Here is a 14,844-nt window from a genome sequence, read left to right on the forward strand (position 1 = left end):
CTGGGACGGCACGACTGACATTCCCCCCGTACATCACCCGGCCCCGGGTCGGGTGATCAAGATCTTCCCGGGCGCATGCTCGCGAAACGCGGGCCACGGAAGCCCCGGTGGGCTCCGCGAGGTAGAACGGCGCGCGGATTCAGGACGTTCCCTCCTGGCCAAAGCGAGCGGTTCCGCGGCGGGCTGGTCCCGGCCGCCAGGGGGCGACTCCAGACGCAGGACGAGTTCGCCATGAACGCCGCTCTCAAGGTCCGCGCCGAAGCCGCGTGACCCGAGGTCAGCGGGTCGTCCCGGGGCTCGCGAAACCGTACTTGTTGAACAGCCTCTGCGCGGCGGGCGTGCCCAACCAGGACACGAACGCGGTCGCCGCGCCCTGGTGGGGGCCGTCCTTCACGGCCGCCGCGGGGTAGGCCGCCGTGACGTTCAGATTCGCCGGAATGGGGACGCTGCTCGCCGCGGCGCCCGCGGGGAGCAGGTCGGTGATGTACACCAGCCCCGCGTCGGCCTCCCCGGCCCGGACCCGGTCCAGGACGGCGCGCGCGCTGATCTCCTCCGACGTCCACCGGACGGTCAGCCCCGCCCGTGCGAGCACCTGCCGTGTGTACCGCCCGACCGGGACGGTCCCGGCGCCGACCACGACCCGCAGTCCCGGCCTCGTCAGATCCTGGAGCCCCCGGATGCGCCGCGGGTTCCCGGGAGCGAGGGCGATCGTCAGGGAGTTGTGCGCGACGATCGGGCGGGGTCCGGTCAGATAGTCGTCGGCCTCCTGCATGCTCGCCATGTCCGCCGTCACCAGCACATCACCGGGGTCGTGGTCGGAGAGCCGATCGGCCATCTCCTGCGAGCCGCCGAACTCGAACCGCAGCTTCACCCCCGGATGCGCCTGCCCGTAGGCCACCCCCATCTCGCCGAACGCCTCGGTCAGCGACGAGGCCGCCAGGACGGTGAGCGTCACCGGCCCTGACGACCCGCCACAACCCGCGGGAAGGGCCAGCAGGACGAGCAGCGCGAGCAGGGCGGGCGCGCGGAGGCGCCGCCGACCGGGGGAGTCGGGCATATGACCTGATCCTAGGGTGGACGGGCATCGGCTCCCGTGATTCCGGCCTGGCGTGTCAGTGCCGCGGGCTAGTGTCGGGCCAACCGAGATCCCCTTTCCGGAGGCCCGACGATGCCCCTCGACCTGATGGAACTGCTGCCCGGCGACTGGCGGGAGCGGCTCGACCCGCTGCTCGATCCGCTCGCCACCGCCGCGCTGGGAGCCTTCGTGGCGGGGGAGTACGACGAGCAGACCGTCTACCCGCCGCGCGAGGACCTGTTCAACGCGTTCCGGCACTGCCCCTTCGACCGCGCCCGCGTCCTGATCCTCGGGCAGGACCCCTACCACGGTCCAGGCCAGGCGCACGGGCTCAGCTTCAGCGTCCGCGAGGGCGTACGGCTGCCACCCTCGCTGCGCAACATCTACAAGGAGTTGGCCAGCGACCTGGAGATCCCGCCCGCCACGTCTGGCGACCTCACCCGCTGGGCCGACCAGGGCGTCCTGCTGCTCAACGCGGTGCTGACCGTCCGCGGCGGCGACGCGGGCTCGCACGCGGGCAAGGGCTGGGAGGACTTCACCGACGCCGCGATCCGTGCGCTGAACGACAAGACCGACCGGGTCGTCTTCGTGCTCTGGGGCGCCTACGCCCGCAAGAAGGCCAGGCTGATCACCGGCCCGCAGCACACCGTGATCGAGTCGGCGCACCCGAGCCCGCTGAGCGCCAAGAAGTTCTTCGGCACCCGCCCCTTCAGCGCCGTGAACAAGGCCCTGGTCGACGCAGGCCAACCCGAGATCGACTGGAAGCCGGCCTAGCCCGTTCTGAAGCCTCCGGCGCGAGCGCGCTACCTGTCCCGGTGAGCAAAGCCGGTGTCGAGCCTCACCGGGACAGATCGCGAAGCGGTGACGCGCTCGCCGAACACGGTCAAGATGACAGCCGCCAGGCGAGCGCCTTGGGCCGGGATTGCATCAATGCAGGGCCAGGCCGACCGCCAGTAGCACGCCGTAGACGATCTGGAGCCGGCCGGTCTCGCCGAGCACGGGGATCAGGGCGGGGCCGGTCGCTCCGTTCAGCACCTTCTGCGTGGGGGGCACCGACAGCGGCGCCGCCAGGAGTGCGAGCAGCACCCACGGGTGGGGGGCCGCGAGCACCAGGACGATCATGAACGGCAGTGCGGTGCAGGCGGCGTACATGATCCGCGTCCAGCGGTCGCCGAGCACGACGGCGAGGGTGCGCTTGCCCGCCACCCGGTCGGTGGGGATGTCGCGCAGGTTGTTGGCGGCCAGCAGCCCGCAGGCCAGCAGCCCGATCGGCACGGCCGCCACCCACGCCTCCCACGGCAGGCCCTCGACCTGGACGTACACCGTCCCGACGACGGCGACCAGGCCGAAGAAGACGAACACGGAGATCTCTCCGAGTGCCCGGTAGCCGTAGGGGGTCTTGCCGCCGGTGTAGAACCAGGCCGCCAGGATCGCGAACGCGCCGACCACGAGCAGCCACCAGGTCGTCACCGCGGCGAGGACGAGACCAGCGACGGCCGCGGCGAGGAAGCTGCCCAGCGCGGCGGCGAGGACCTGTTTCGGGGGTGCGACCTTCGAGCCGACGAGCCGCAGCGGGCCGACGCGTTCCTCATCGGTGCCGCGGACGCCGTCGCTGTAGTCGTTGGAGTAGTTCACGCCGATCTGGAGCACCAGGGCGACGAGCGCGGCCAGCACGGCGCGCCACCAGACGGCCTCGTCCTCGCCGATCGCGACACCGGTGCCGACGACGACGGGAACGAGGGACGTGGGCAGGGTGCGGGGCCGGGATCCGGCGACCCATTGGGAGAGCGTGGCCACAGTCACCGCTTGTTCTCGTGGGACGACAGGGGACTAACCCCTCGATTCTTCCCGATGATCATGAGTGCTCGGGCGCAGCCGCATCGACAGGGCGAGCCCCATGGCCAGAATCGCCGCGGTGGTCAGGGCTCCGTTCCTGGTCGCGATCGCGAGGCTGGCGTCGGCCGCACGCGCCTCGGCGGCCATGCCGGGGGCCTCGTGCAGGTCCCGCCCGTACGTCCCGGCGCTTTCCCGCAGATCGTGGGCGACGGCGGCCTGGCGGGCCGGCGGCAGCTCGGAGCCGGCGAGCCGATCGGTCATCGCGCCCCCGAGGCTCGTCGCGAACACCGTCCCGATCAGCGCGATGCCGAGCGCCGCGCCGACCTGCCGGGCCGTGGACTGGGTGCCGGACGCCTGCCCGGCCAGCGCGGGCGGCACGTCCGCCAGCGAGACGTTCGTGAGCTGCGCGGACGTCAGGCCGAGGCCCAGCCCGTACAGCAGCATCCACGGCGCGAGCCCGAACCCGGTCGTGGACGCCGAGACGGTGAGGCCGAGCGCGACGACGGCGGCGACCTCCAGCACCATCCCGATCTGCACGACCCGGTGCGCGCCGCGCCGGTTCGCGAGCCTGCCGGCGTATCCGCCCGACAGGAACGCGCCGATCGCCAGGGGCAGGATCGCCACGCTGATCTGCAGCGGAGACGTCCCGTGCACCCCCAGCAGGAACAGCGGCAGGATGAACAGCAGCCCCAGCTCGCCCACGCTGATCAGCGACGAGGCGAGGTTCCCGTGCCGGAAGTTGGGGATGCGGAACAGCTCCAGATCGAGCATGACGGCGCGGCCGGCGGCGGACCGTGCCCGCTCGACGACGACCAGCGCCGCGATCAGCACGAGACCGACACCGAGGACGACCGGCACCGGCGAGATCGCGCCTTCGGGCCAGTCGAACCCGGCCATCGAGAACGGGCGCGTCGCCGTCCACCAGCCGTACACCTGGCCCTCGATGAGCCCGCACACCAGCGCGGCGAGTCCGAGCGCCGACAGCAGCCCGCCCACCCAGTCGATCTCGCGCCGCATGCTTCCGGAGCGTTCCCGCCGCGTCTCGGGCATCAGCGCGAGCGCCCCCGCGATGAGCGCGGCGCCGAGCGGCAGGTTGATCCCGAACGCCCAGCGCCAGCCGCCGCCGGTAGCGACGGCGCCGCCGACCAGCGGGCCGAGCGCGGCCATGCCGCTGATCAGCGAGCCCCAGATCCCGAACGCGACGGCGCGGTCGCGGCCGGTGAACATCGCGTTCACGGTCGAGAGCGTCGCCGGAAGGATCATCGACGCGCCGACCCCCTGCAACGCGCGCGCGCCGACCAGGGCTCCGCCGCCGCCCGCCAACGCCGCGAGCAGGCTCGCGGCCGCGAACACCGTCACCCCGATGACGAACATGCGGCGCCGCCCGAACAGGTCGCCCGCCCGGCCGAACGGGATGAGCAGCGCGGCGAACACCAGTGAGTAGACCGAGGTGACCCACTCCGCGCCCGTGGTCGTCAGGCCCAGGTCGGTGACGATCCGGGGGAGCAGCACGCCCACGATCGTGGCGTCCACGACGATGAGGGAGACGCCCAGGCTGATGACGACCATGCCGAGCCAGCGGCGGCGGCCGGCGGGCGGCGTCCCCGCCGGGGCATACGGCGGCGGGGTCAGAGAAGCGGACTCGGGCACGACTTCAAAGATATGGCCGGACGTGCGATGCCGCTCACCGACCCCTGCCGAACGTCCTGATCGCGCGGTCTGTCACGCGCCGTCATCCCTGATGTCGGTGTGCAGGCGGATCTGCCGGACGGGCTCGCCCATGTCGAGCGTCCGGGCCGCTCCATCGGGGGCCCAGCCCGCAGCCCCGAGGAATCTCCGGGTGACCTCGTCTTCCTCGAACGCCCAGGTGGTCAGCGTCGCGAAGCCGTCCTCGCGCAGGAGGTCCACGGAGGCGGCTAGCAGCCGGCTGCCGTGTCCGGCGCGGCTGTGCAGCGGGTCGACCAGCAGCGTGATCAGCTCCGCCGTCGCCGCCGGGTCGAGGTCGTCGTCCTCGGCCGGGCCGTGCGCGGCGAATCCGACGACCAGGTCGGACGAGACGGCCACCAGCAGCCGGTGCCGGGGGCTCGGCGGGGACGTCGCCGCCTCCGCCCACCGTTCCCGCCAGGCCGCCAGGGCCTCCGGGCCGGTGACGCGGGCGAGAACGCCCGCCGGGAGGAGGTCCCGGTAGCCCTGCCGCCAGGTGCGCACCTGGATGTCGGCGACGGCGGCGGCGTCCGCGCGTCGGGCGGGCCGCACGCCCACATCGGCCATGAGGTCGGGTGTCCTCTCTTCGGGGATCACGCTCCACCCTAGAGCGCGCCGGTCAGCGCGCGGGCGCCGCGTCCGGTGCCTCGTTCGGGGGCGTGCCGGGCGGGCGGCGGCGGGCCCGGTAGGCGCGGGTCTTGGTGCGGTTGCCGCAGACGCGCATCGAGCACCAGGCGCGGGACCGGTTCTTGGAGGTGTCGAAGAACGCCCAGCGGCAGGTGTTCTGCTGGCAGACCTTCAGCCGGGTCCACGTCCCGGCCGCCACCGCGTCCATGATCGCGGCGGCGAGGCGGGCGAGGCCGGTGGCGGCCGTCCCGGGTGGGCCGAGCGGGACGAGCGTCGGACGCGGGCCGGTGAAGGCGATCCGCAGGGGAAGGACGGTGAGGGCGCCGTCCAGCCCTTCCGCCATCTCGTGCTTGTCCAGGCCGGGCCCGGCGGGTTCATGGTGGACGAGCATCGCGGCGCGCAGCCCTTCCCGCAGGGCGATCGCCATGGCCAAGTCGGCGTCCCCGGCGCTCGCACCGGACGTGACGAGGCCGCGTCCGGCCAGCCACTCGGCGAGCCGGGCGGGCGTTGCGAGCTCCTCGGTGCCGGAGTCGACGTCGAGCGTGTTGACGAAGTCCCGTAGCAACAGCGCGGCGTTCTCGCCGGGATGAGCGTCGGCCATCACCCCTCCTGCCTGTCCGTAAGCCACCCTACCAATCCCCGACACCGCTGTTCGTCCTACGGTGGTTGCACCAGGTCGACACCAGCGTTACGGTTTAGCTGGTGTCAATGAATGGAGGACGGATGAACGCGCTGCCCTACCTGGCGAACCTGGCCACGCGGCACGCACGGGCCCGGCACGAGTCCGCGCGCCTGCACGCCGACATCGTGGAGGCGCGCCTGGCCGCCCGTGCCCGCGCGTCGGAGCGCACCGCGCACCGGGCCGGCCGTGTGCGCGGCCTGGGCGGCGTCCGATGACCCCGAGGGTGACCAACGTCGTCTTCGACTGCCTCGACCTTGACGTGGTGGGGGCGTTCTGGGGTGCGCTGCTGGGCATGAGGGAGACGTGCCGGGAGGACGACTGGCTCGACCTCGAACCGCTCGGTGCGGACGGCCCGCTCCTGTCGTTCCAACTCGTTCCTGAGCACAAGACGATCAAGAACCGGCTGCACCTGGACCTCGACGTTCCCGACATCCATGTCGCGGGCGAGCGGGCGGCGGAGCTCGGCGCGTCCCCGAACGGGGAGCCGATGGGCGACCCGGACCACCCGTTCCGGGTCTGGCGGGACCCAGAGGGCAACGAGTTCTGCTTCACCACCCAGCGCTGAGGCGCAGGAGCGGCGCGTCAGCGGGAGAGGACGGCGGCGAGGCGGCGGACGCCCTCGACCAGCTCGGACTCGCTGGAGGCCGTCCCGTAGCTGATGCGCAGGTAGGGCGCCGGGGCCTCGGCGGGGAAGAAGGGACGCCCGGCACTGACGAGGACGCCGGCGCGCAGGGCGGCCTCGGCCAGTTCGACGTCGTCCACGCCGTCCGGGAGGCGGGCCCACAGGTGGAAACCGCCCGCCGGGCGGTTCGGGCGCAGCTCCGGCAGGTCGCGGGCGAACGCGGACAGCACGGCGTCGCGCCGTGACCGCAGCGCCGTGCGGACGGTGCGCAGGTGCCGCGGCCAGCCTGGTGAGCTGACCAGCTCCAGCAGGGTCTCCTGCAAGGGGCGGGCGGGGAAGAACTCCTCCACGAGCTGGGTCGCGCGGATCCGCTCGGCGACCGGGCCGCGTGCGATCACCGCCGCGACCCGCAGGCTGGGCGCGGTGGCCTTGGTCAGCGAGGCGATGTGCACGACACGGCCCTCGCCGTCCACCGCGATCAGTGGCGGCGGGGGCGGATCGATGCCGAGATGCCGCGCGAAGTCGTCCTCCACCACGAACGCGCCCGCCGCCCGCGCCACCGCGAGCACCTGCTCTCGCCGCCGCGCGGACAGCACGGTCCCCGCCGGGTTGCTGAAGGTCGGCTGGCAGTACAGGACCCGCGCGCCGCTCATCGCGAACGCCTCCGCCAGCAGATCGGGGCGGACGCCGTCGGCGTCGGTCGGGACGGGCACCGGGTGCAGCCCACTCGCCCGCGCGATGGCGAGGACACCGAGATAGGTCGGCGACTCGACCAGCACGGCCGCGCCCGGCGGCTGTAGCGCCCGCAGCACGGTCGTCAGCGACTGCTGCCCGCCGCTGGTGATCACCACGTCGGAGGGCGCGACGCCGCCGCCGACCGTCCGGGCGAACCAGCCGCGCAACTCCGGCATCCCGCCGAGCGCCGGCATCTCCCAGGCGTCCGGCCGCCGTGCGGCACGCGCCGCCGCCGTCGCCAGCGCGCGGGCCGGTTGCAGCGTCGGATGCAGGTAGCCGCCGCTGAGCGCGGACGTGCCTTCGGGCGCCGGGGTGAGCAGCCCCGACACCCCGCCCGCGTCGACCGAGCGGTCCCCGAGGGTCACCGCCTGCCAGCCCAGGTCGATCGGATCCGCCGAGGGCGCGGGCCGGTCGGCGGCGAACGCGCCGCTACCGGGACGGGTCACCACGAGTCCCTCGGCGGCGAGCAGCCCCAGCGCCCGCGACACCGTGACCGGGCTGACCCGGTGCCGTTCCACCAGTGCCCGGCTCGACGGCAACCGCTCACCCGGCCCCAGACGCCGCACCTCGGCGCGCAGGTGATCGGCCAGAGAGAGCACACTGCTATCGTGTTGCATGAGAAATGAGGATAGCGCTACTGACCCCACGCGGATAGCGCTCGGCGGCCTGTGGCTCGCGTCGCTGGGTGTCCTGATCTACTCGTTCACCTTCCCGGCCACGGTGTTCGGGCTGGAGGGACTCGACCCCTACCTGATCGGCATCGGTCGCTCCGCCGCCGCCTCCGCGCTCGCCGCCGTGGCGCTGCTGGCGGTCCGCGCCCGCCCGCCCCGCCGCGACCAGTGGCTCGGGCTGGCGGTCGTGTGCGCCGGAGTGATCTTCGGCTTCCCGGTGCTGACCACCCTCGCGCTCGACCACGGCGCCTCGTCCGCCCACTCGGCCGTCGTGATCGGCCTGCTGCCCGCCGCCACCGCCGTGCTCGCGGTGCTGCGCGCGGGAGAGCGGCCGTCCCGCGCGTTCTGGCTGGCGAGCGCCGCGGGCGCGGCCTGCGTCACCGGCTTCGCGCTGGTCCGCGGCGCCGGTCAGGTCAGCGCCGCGGACCTGCTGCTGTTCGCCGCCCTGCTGGCCGCCGCGGCCGGGTACGCCGAGGGCGCGCGGCTCGCCCGCGCCATGCCCGGTTGGCGCGTGATCTCCTGGGCCCTCGTGCTGGCCGCGCCCATCACCGTCCCGGTCACGGTGTGGTTGCTCGCCACCACCGACCCCCAGTGGACGGGACGCGCCGCGCTCGGCTTCGGCTACGTGACGGCGTTCTCCGCCTACCTCGGCTTCTTCGCCTGGTACGAGGGCCTCGCGCGGGCCGGGATCGCCCGCGCCAGCCAGGTCCAGCTGGCCCAGCCACTCCTCACCCTGGTCTGGTCGGGCATCTTCCTGAACGAGCTGATCGACGCCACCACCGCCGTGGCCGCCGTCGGCGTCCTGGTCTGCGTGGCACTAACCCAGCGGACGCGGGTACGCCGTACCCAAGACGACTCGCGCGCCGTGGCGGAAAGCGACGACGTCACAGCGTCGCGACTTTCGAGGAGCAGCGCATGGCCGACGAACTGACCATCCCCGAGGGCGGGTTCTGGCCCGCCCCGGAGGTCCCGCAGCCGAACATCTACCCGATGGAGTGGCGGGTCGAGACCGACAAGCTGGCCGCCATTTACCAGAAGTCGAAGCGCACCGTCTGGAACCCCGCCGACCTGCCCTGGGACGAACTGCGCCCCGCCGACTTCACCACGGAGCAGCGCCTCGGCATCATGTACTGGTTCGCCGTCCTGGCCAACTTCGACGCCTCCGGCCCCGCCGTGTTCGCGCGTGCGACCATCCAGGCGTTCGAGCAGCACGAGGAGGATCCCGTCCGCAAGTGCTTCTTCTCGATCACCCGGGACGAGATGAACCACGAGGAGTGCTGCCAACGCTCCATCGCCGCGCTCTGGCCCGGCGGCCCCCTCGACTGGCGGCCGGAGACCGACCTGGAAAGGGCCGCGCACAACAACATCGGCTGGCTCTACCACAACGGTGGTCGCTACTGGCATGGCTACAAGACGGCCGTCGGCAAGTACTCGCTCGCGGTCCTGTTCACCAGCTTCATGATGGGCGAGATGGCCGCGTCCACCCTCTTCCGCGGCATGGCGTCCGGCACCCGCCATCCGCTGTTCGGCGACATGTTCACCAGGATCGGCCGGGACGAGTCGCGCCACCTCCAGATCTGCATGACGATCCTGGAGAACGAGTGGCCGGGCCTCACCGATGACGTCAAGGGACAGATCACCAAGCAACTCCGCGCCGGGTTCGTCTTCCTGTCGATGATCCTCTGGGAGCCCCCGGACGGCTTCTGGGACCTGCCGCCCTACTTCCTCGCCAACCACCGGGTGCTCATGGGTCACGCCCGCGAGGCCGGACTGGGCGTCCTGACCTCCGAGGAGCAGGCGGAGAACTGGAAGCAGGCCATAGCCCGCGTCCGCGCGATCGTCGAACGCTGGGGCATCGAGTTCCCCGCCATCCCCGAACTCGACATCTCCGGCGCAGAAGTCACCATCATCGACCCTGAAGACATCATCCCGGTGTTCTGACCCTGACACCCCATGCCGTAACCGCTGGCGAGAGGAAGCTTCATGCGAACGTTAGCGACGGTCCTTGCACTGGCCACTCCGCTCGTCCTTGCCGCATGCGGTGGCGAGAATGGCGGGACCCAACCCACAGCGTCCGTCACCGTAACCGCGACCGCCATCTCACCGACTACTGCCCCAAGCGCCAAGACGCCGAGCAAGGCACCTGCCGAGAGCGGGAGGATCCGCGTCCCGAACGTGGTCGGGCACAATCACCAGGACGCACAGAACGAACTACAAGCCGCGGGGCTCCACATGCTGGAGGAGAAGGACGCCACCGGACAGAACCGGCTGCTGCTGTGGGACCGGAACTGGGAGGTCGTACGGCAGTCCCCCAAGGCGGGAACCCGCGTGACGCCGGAGACCACCATCACCTTGTACAGCAAGAAGATCGGCGAATAGCCCCCGTCGAATCAGGTCCAGGACGCTTGCAACCGCCCACTTGAGCGGGACCGCCTCGCCGGACGGCGAGGGGCCTGGGGTGTCTGAGGGTGAGGACACGCGTGTCCTGGCTGCGTTTGACCCTGCACATGTGGACCCTCGCCACGCCCGTCGACCCCGGCGCACCCATCTGCGGGTGGCGTTCGCCTGCGCGATCGGCGGCCGGCACATCGTCTTGGTGAATCGGGTCGTCGCCTGGATTTTCACGCGGCTCGCCATCAGGGTCATCCGTGAGGACATCCCGATCTGGAACTGGCAGCGTCACCTCGACCGTCCGCACCTTGCACCCGGAGACGAAGGGATCGGCACCTACCGTCGCTGGGTGCGCAGGTTCTACACCTCCGCCCCGTAGACCGTTCCGGTGTTGTGGCTAGGCACGGCCGACCCGTCTCACGGCTGTGAGGGTTCGTGTTCCCTGGGCTGGTGTTCGGCGCAGTCGACTCGCAGCGCAGCGTCGCCGAAGGGTGTGTCGAGCAGGCGGCAATGATGTGGGCGCGCCGGGTCGTCATGCGCGTTGCGGACGAAGAACTGGCAGGTCACGCAGGTGCGGGCGACCGCGAGGACCCCAGCGTCGTGCAAGCGACCGATGAGGTCGAGTAGGAAGCGCAGGGTGGCGGCCTTGTCGGCCTCGGGCCCGGCACCCAGCCAGCCGGTGACCGGGTCGGACCAGTGGGCCAACTCGTCGGCGAGTCGGGCACCGGAGTCGGTGAGGACGAAGATGTGGCTGCGCCGGTCGCCCGGGTCGCGGTCGCGGCGGACGAGCTCCTTGCGGCGCAATGCCGCCAGCGCGTCGCTCATGGTCGCCAGCGAGACGTCGAACTCGGCGGCGAGGTCGCTGACCCGCGGCGGCTGGGCCTTGCCCACCAGATGCAGCAGCAGTTGAGTCTGGATGGGGCTGAGCCCGTTCGCGTACGCCTGCCGCCACAGCAGCGTGCGCACGACGTGACCGGCGCGCTCCAGTGCCGCCACCAGCCTGCGGTCGAGATCCGTCCCGCCCTGGGCCACCGGTGGGGCGACGTCGATTGGCAGTTCACCTTCGGCCTGCACGTCCCCTCCGATCCTCAGTAGTCCTAAGCATATGCCTTGACACGATGAGAGCCGGCTCCCTAATTTACTGAGGAGTCCTAAAGTTAGGACTCCTCAGTAGTCATCAGAAAGGCAGATCATGTCCCGACTCGCCACCGTGCCCCCCGACACCGCCGAGCCCCGGACCGCCGCCCTGCTCGACCGCGTGCACCGGGCGCTCGGCATCCGGCCGAACATGATGCTCACCATGGCCACGTCCCCCGCCGTCCTCGACGCCTACCTGGCCTTCAGCGGTGCGCTGGACGGCGGGCGCCTCTCCGCCACTCTGCGTGAGCAACTGGCGCTGGCGCTGGCGGCCGAGAACGACTGCGGATACTGCTTGGCCGCGCACCACACCCTGGGTGCCCGCGCCGGACTCAGCGACGAGGAGATCAAGGCCAGCACTCACGGCGAGGCCGGCGACCCGCGGGCCGCGGCCGCGCTGCGCTTCGCCCGTCAGATCGTCCGCACCCGGGGCTTCGTCAGCGACGAGGACCTCGCCGCCGTGCGCGCCGCCGGGTTCGGCGATGGCGAGATCGGCGAGATCGTCGGTGTCGTGGCGCTCAACGTATTCACGAACTACTTCAACTCGGTCGCCCAGACCGACCTCGACTTCCCCGCCGTCGCTCTGCCGAGGGACAGCGCGTGACCAGCACGTCCGACGACCGGCTTCTCCTCAGACGAGTCTGAGCATGTCGCCGTCCGCGTCGCGGGCGGCGACACTGCCCCGGAGCGTGCGACCCGTCCCCTCGGTGGATCCGGATGCGCTGGACGTGACGGCGCGCAGGTGATCGGCACGCTTTGGGAACCAGCGGACGGGCCAGACCGACGCATCGATCGCTCGGATTGGCTGTCGTATTAGGCGACGCGTTACCGGTCAGCCGTCGTCGTTGACAAGTGCAGCTCGCAGCAGTGCGTGCGCCGACTGACGCATCATCTTGGCCGCCTCGTCCCGGGAAAGACCGGCGATGTCGGTGAGCCAGATCAGCGCTTCGATGCCCGTCGCCGAGCGGATCGCCACGGCGAGCCGGTTCAGATCGATGTGCGGGTGAGAATTCCGCAACGGCGCCAGAGCATCCTGTATCCAGCCGATGGCCCGGCCCTGGCGCAGCGGCGGCTGGTCGGCGCCGGGCTCCAGTGACAGCCGAAGCGAGGCCCGGAGCTGCGGTTCCCACTCGATGGTCAGCTCGGTGAAGGCGCGCATGACCAGGTCTAGGCGGGCCTGCGGATCGTCGGGCGGGTCGCTGGGCAGCAGGGATGCCTGCTGGGTCTGCGGATGTGCGCCGAGCAGCAGTGCGCGCTGGCTGGGGAAGTAGCGGTAGGCCGTCGTCCTAGAGATCCTCGCGGCGGCCGCGGCCTCCTCCACGGTCGGGCTCAGGCCCTCGGCCATCAACGTGCGGGTGGCCGCGACCAGGGCCTCCCGGGTACGCGTCTTCTGTTCCCGCCGGCCGAAGAACTCATATGGGACAGTCATCGCCATCATGGTACCGTCGTCCCATGGGACTCCAGTTCCATCTACGACCCGGCGAGCCAAGCGAGGCGCTGCCATGCATCAGGACCCCACGGCGACCAATCCTGAGCTCTACTCGGTGATGTTCGAGAACGACCGCGTCCGCGTCCTGGAGTACCGAGACCGGCCGGGCGACCAGACCAAGCCGCACAACCACCCCGACAGCGTCATGGTCACGCTGAGCTCGTTCACCCGAAGGCTCAGCTCCGGCGATCGGCTGGTGGAACTTCGGCTGGAGGCAGGACAGGCGCGGTGGCTCGACGCCCAGGAGCACGCCGGCCAGAACATCGGCGACACCGAGACTCACTCGATCTTCATCGAGCTCAAGGAACCGCGCCCGGCGGCCGCGCCGGCGGAAGACTCCCTCGGCCCCAGCGCCACCTGACCCCGACGAATGAATTCGCCCGTGCTCACCCTCTGATGAGCTCGGACGTGCCGCGTCCGTCGCCGCGCCCGTCGCCGGGGCCAGTCGGCGGCGGCTGGTGGTGATCGCCGGGCGCGACCGTCACGCGTCACGCCCGAAACGGTGAAGCGTCCGGCGGGCACGGGCTCGATTGCTTCTGCGCTGACGCGAGAGGCGCCTGCGCCGTAGCCTGAAAGCGTCGACGCTCCAGGAGGTGCAGGGCTGATGAGCGACCGCGAAATCGATCCCGCAGACCCGGCCCTGACCGTCGGACAGAGAGTGAAGTTCTTTCGAGAACGGGAGGGGATGAGCCGCGAGGTTCTCGGCGGTCTTGTGGGCAAGAGTGCCCGGTGGGTCAAGGCTGTTGAGCGTGGTGAGATCCGGGAGTTGAAGATTCCCGCGGTGCTGGCCTTGGCGGATGCACTCAGGCTGAGGGACGTCTCTCAGATCACGGGCGGTGACGAACCCCTGCCGATGACGATGTTCCGAGGTCCGGGACACCCGGCTCTCGCCGGTGTTCGTGATGCGATCAACGCGGTCGCGATCTCGCGCTCTGGACCGGCGGATCCACTGGAGCACCTACGCGCCCGACTCGATTCCGCCTGGCGTGCCCGGCACGCCAGTCCCGACCACCGGACCGTCATCGGCGGCCTGCTGCCCGAACTGATCAGCGACGCCAAGTACGCCGTCCGCGAGTATCGGGGCGCAGAGCGGCGGCGGGCGCTGGCGATCCTCGCCGGGGTCTACAACCTGGCGCAGTTCTTCATCGCCTACCAGCCGTCAGCGGATCTGCTTTGGCGAACGGTTGAGCGGTCCATCATGGCAGCCGAGGAGTCAGGGGACCCGAAAGCGCTCGGCGGTGCCGTGTGGTTGGCGGCGCAGGCGCACCGGGACGCGGGGGACTTTGACGCGGCGGAGACCATCAACCGCGAAGGCTTGGAATTGATCGAGCCCTATATGGGGAACGCGGACGACGACCTGCGGGCCATGTGGGGGGCATTGCACCACGAGGCGGCATACACGGCGGCGCGGGTGGGTCAGAGCGGCACAGCCTGGAGTTGGTGGGATAAAGCGAACCGGATCGCCGAGAGCCTGCCCGCGGGTCACTACGACCCGATGACGTCTTTCTCCAAGGTCATCATGGGTGCTCACGCCGTGACCGTCGCTGTGGAGCTTCGGCAGGGAGGAGAAGCGCGCAAGCAGGCGCGGCAGACGAGGAGCGTGGCGATCCCCTCACAGCCGCGCCGCGGACGCCACCTGATCGAGGTCGCGCGAGCATGGCAGATCAGCGGCGATCAGGGCGCGGAGCTCCATGCCTTGGAACGGGCGTACAGGGCGGCGCCGGAGACGATCCGCTACAACGGCTACGCGAGGCGCATGGTCAAGGAGTTGGCGGATGGTCCGATCGGGCTGCGGCGTGATGCCCGAGAGCTGGCGGATCGGATCGGTTTGCTGGTTTAGGTAGGGACAGCTTCCTGTCCCTTCTTGTGCGTGGT

18 protein-coding genes are annotated in these 14,844 nt (G+C 71.1%); 10 read left to right on the forward strand and 8 right to left on the reverse strand.

Annotated features, from left to right (window positions below):
• Window positions 1-277: 277 nt before the first annotated feature.
• Window positions 278-1,057, reverse strand: a complete 780-nt coding sequence (modA, locus tag AMA02S_RS24340; protein WP_067461713.1) for a molybdate ABC transporter substrate-binding protein — start codon at window positions 1,055-1,057, stop codon at window positions 278-280.
• Between the two features lie 111 nt (window positions 1,058-1,168).
• On the opposite strand from modA, the gene AMA02S_RS24345 reads away from it, so the two are divergent.
• On the forward strand, window positions 1,169-1,849 hold the full coding sequence (locus AMA02S_RS24345) for a uracil-DNA glycosylase (RefSeq protein ID WP_067461714.1): 681 nt from the start codon (window positions 1,169-1,171) through the stop codon (window positions 1,847-1,849).
• A gap of 153 nt (window positions 1,850-2,002) precedes the next feature.
• Here the strand turns inward: AMA02S_RS24345 and AMA02S_RS24350 are convergent, their stop codons facing one another.
• The 4 genes from AMA02S_RS24350 to AMA02S_RS24365 all read right to left on the reverse strand — a co-directional run bounded on the left by AMA02S_RS24350 (window position 2,003) and on the right by AMA02S_RS24365 (window position 5,843).
• Complete coding sequence (locus AMA02S_RS24350) at window positions 2,003-2,872, reverse strand: 1,4-dihydroxy-2-naphthoate polyprenyltransferase (RefSeq protein WP_067461715.1); 870 nt, start codon at window positions 2,870-2,872, stop codon at window positions 2,003-2,005.
• Between the two features lie 33 nt (window positions 2,873-2,905).
• On the reverse strand, window positions 2,906-4,561 hold the full coding sequence (locus tag AMA02S_RS24355; protein ID WP_245667802.1) for an MFS transporter: 1,656 nt from the start codon (window positions 4,559-4,561) through the stop codon (window positions 2,906-2,908).
• A 72-nt stretch (window positions 4,562-4,633) separates the two neighbouring features.
• Window positions 4,634-5,212, reverse strand: coding sequence for a GNAT family N-acetyltransferase (locus AMA02S_RS24360; RefSeq protein WP_439951606.1), 579 nt, complete (start codon window positions 5,210-5,212; stop codon window positions 4,634-4,636).
• Between the two features lie 22 nt (window positions 5,213-5,234).
• Window positions 5,235-5,843 carry a CGNR zinc finger domain-containing protein gene (locus tag AMA02S_RS24365; protein ID WP_067461717.1) on the reverse strand — a complete coding sequence of 203 codons (609 nt, stop codon included), beginning with the start codon at window positions 5,841-5,843 and terminating at the stop codon, window positions 5,235-5,237.
• Window positions 5,844-5,965: 122 nt separating this feature from the next.
• On the opposite strand from AMA02S_RS24365, the gene AMA02S_RS42120 reads away from it, so the two are divergent.
• Both AMA02S_RS42120 and AMA02S_RS24370 read left to right on the forward strand, forming a co-directional pair.
• On the forward strand, window positions 5,966-6,139 hold the full coding sequence (locus tag AMA02S_RS42120; RefSeq protein ID WP_157430814.1) for a hypothetical protein: 174 nt from the start codon (window positions 5,966-5,968) through the stop codon (window positions 6,137-6,139).
• 8 nt (window positions 6,140-6,147) lie between these two features.
• On the forward strand, window positions 6,148-6,489 hold the full coding sequence (locus tag AMA02S_RS24370) for a VOC family protein (protein WP_245667804.1): 342 nt from the start codon (window positions 6,148-6,150) through the stop codon (window positions 6,487-6,489).
• Between the two features lie 17 nt (window positions 6,490-6,506).
• Here AMA02S_RS24370 and AMA02S_RS24375 read toward each other — a convergent pair whose 3' ends face one another.
• Complete coding sequence (locus AMA02S_RS24375; RefSeq protein ID WP_067461719.1) at window positions 6,507-7,898, reverse strand: aminotransferase-like domain-containing protein; 1,392 nt, start codon at window positions 7,896-7,898, stop codon at window positions 6,507-6,509.
• Here AMA02S_RS24375 and AMA02S_RS24380 point away from each other — a divergent pair.
• The 4 genes from AMA02S_RS24380 (at window position 7,897) to AMA02S_RS24395 (ending at window position 10,722) form a co-directional block, all read left to right on the forward strand.
• Window positions 7,897-8,883, forward strand: a complete 987-nt coding sequence (locus AMA02S_RS24380) for a DMT family transporter (protein ID WP_067461720.1) — start codon at window positions 7,897-7,899, stop codon at window positions 8,881-8,883. The genes AMA02S_RS24375 and AMA02S_RS24380 overlap by 2 nt on opposite strands.
• Complete coding sequence (locus tag AMA02S_RS24385) at window positions 8,868-9,893, forward strand: hypothetical protein (RefSeq protein WP_067461721.1); 1,026 nt, start codon at window positions 8,868-8,870, stop codon at window positions 9,891-9,893. Before AMA02S_RS24380 ends, AMA02S_RS24385 begins: the two co-directional genes overlap by 16 nt.
• A gap of 234 nt (window positions 9,894-10,127) precedes the next feature.
• The gene (locus AMA02S_RS43625) at window positions 10,128-10,331 is read left to right on the forward strand and encodes a PASTA domain-containing protein (RefSeq protein WP_218005104.1); all 204 of its coding nucleotides are present in this window, start codon (window positions 10,128-10,130) and stop codon (window positions 10,329-10,331) included.
• 130 nt (window positions 10,332-10,461) lie between these two features.
• On the forward strand, window positions 10,462-10,722 hold the full coding sequence (locus AMA02S_RS24395; protein ID WP_157430815.1) for a hypothetical protein: 261 nt from the start codon (window positions 10,462-10,464) through the stop codon (window positions 10,720-10,722).
• A gap of 38 nt (window positions 10,723-10,760) precedes the next feature.
• Here the strand turns inward: AMA02S_RS24395 and AMA02S_RS24400 are convergent, their stop codons facing one another.
• A complete protein-coding gene (locus AMA02S_RS24400; RefSeq protein WP_218005105.1) occupies window positions 10,761-11,417 on the reverse strand; it encodes a MarR family winged helix-turn-helix transcriptional regulator in 657 nt (218 codons plus the stop codon).
• Between the two features lie 118 nt (window positions 11,418-11,535).
• On the opposite strand from AMA02S_RS24400, the gene AMA02S_RS24405 reads away from it, so the two are divergent.
• Window positions 11,536-12,084: a carboxymuconolactone decarboxylase family protein gene (locus tag AMA02S_RS24405; protein WP_067461723.1), complete on the forward strand. Its 549-nt coding sequence runs from the start codon at window positions 11,536-11,538 to the stop codon at window positions 12,082-12,084.
• Window positions 12,085-12,312: 228 nt separating this feature from the next.
• Here AMA02S_RS24405 and AMA02S_RS24410 read toward each other — a convergent pair whose 3' ends face one another.
• Window positions 12,313-12,909, reverse strand: a complete 597-nt coding sequence (locus AMA02S_RS24410) for a TetR/AcrR family transcriptional regulator (protein WP_067462006.1) — start codon at window positions 12,907-12,909, stop codon at window positions 12,313-12,315.
• 73 nt (window positions 12,910-12,982) lie between these two features.
• On the opposite strand from AMA02S_RS24410, the gene AMA02S_RS24415 reads away from it, so the two are divergent.
• Together AMA02S_RS24415 and AMA02S_RS24420 are read left to right on the forward strand one after the other, a co-directional pair.
• Window positions 12,983-13,330, forward strand: coding sequence for a cupin domain-containing protein (locus tag AMA02S_RS24415; RefSeq protein WP_067461724.1), 348 nt, complete (start codon window positions 12,983-12,985; stop codon window positions 13,328-13,330).
• 243 nt (window positions 13,331-13,573) lie between these two features.
• On the forward strand, window positions 13,574-14,809 hold the full coding sequence (locus AMA02S_RS24420; protein WP_157430816.1) for a helix-turn-helix domain-containing protein: 1,236 nt from the start codon (window positions 13,574-13,576) through the stop codon (window positions 14,807-14,809).
• Window positions 14,810-14,844: the final 35 nt, after the last annotated feature.

Source organism: Actinomadura macra NBRC 14102, from assembly GCF_001552215.1.
Classification (GTDB): Bacteria; Actinomycetota; Actinomycetes; order Streptosporangiales; family Streptosporangiaceae; genus Spirillospora; species Spirillospora macra.

Bases quoted from the DNA above. Each gene is read 5' to 3' on its own strand.
- modA (WP_067461713.1), bottom strand. From the start codon at position 1,057: ATGCCCGACTCCCCCGGTCGGCGGCGCCTCCGCGCGCCCGCCCTGCTC.
- AMA02S_RS24345 (WP_067461714.1), top strand. From the start codon at position 1,169: ATGCCCCTCGACCTGATGGAACTGCTGCCCGGCGACTGGCGGGAGCGG.
- AMA02S_RS24365 (WP_067461717.1), bottom strand. From the start codon at position 5,843: ATGGCCGACGCTCATCCCGGCGAGAACGCCGCGCTGTTGCTACGGGAC.
- AMA02S_RS42120 (WP_157430814.1), top strand. From the start codon at position 5,966: ATGAACGCGCTGCCCTACCTGGCGAACCTGGCCACGCGGCACGCACGG.
- AMA02S_RS24380 (WP_067461720.1), top strand. From the start codon at position 7,897: ATGAGAAATGAGGATAGCGCTACTGACCCCACGCGGATAGCGCTCGGC.
- AMA02S_RS24375 (WP_067461719.1), bottom strand. From the start codon at position 7,898: ATGCAACACGATAGCAGTGTGCTCTCTCTGGCCGATCACCTGCGCGCC.
- AMA02S_RS24385 (WP_067461721.1), top strand. From the start codon at position 8,868: ATGGCCGACGAACTGACCATCCCCGAGGGCGGGTTCTGGCCCGCCCCG.
- AMA02S_RS24405 (WP_067461723.1), top strand. From the start codon at position 11,536: ATGTCCCGACTCGCCACCGTGCCCCCCGACACCGCCGAGCCCCGGACC.
- AMA02S_RS24410 (WP_067462006.1), bottom strand. From the start codon at position 12,909: ATGACTGTCCCATATGAGTTCTTCGGCCGGCGGGAACAGAAGACGCGT.
- AMA02S_RS24415 (WP_067461724.1), top strand. From the start codon at position 12,983: ATGCATCAGGACCCCACGGCGACCAATCCTGAGCTCTACTCGGTGATG.
- AMA02S_RS24420 (WP_157430816.1), top strand. From the start codon at position 13,574: ATGAGCGACCGCGAAATCGATCCCGCAGACCCGGCCCTGACCGTCGGA.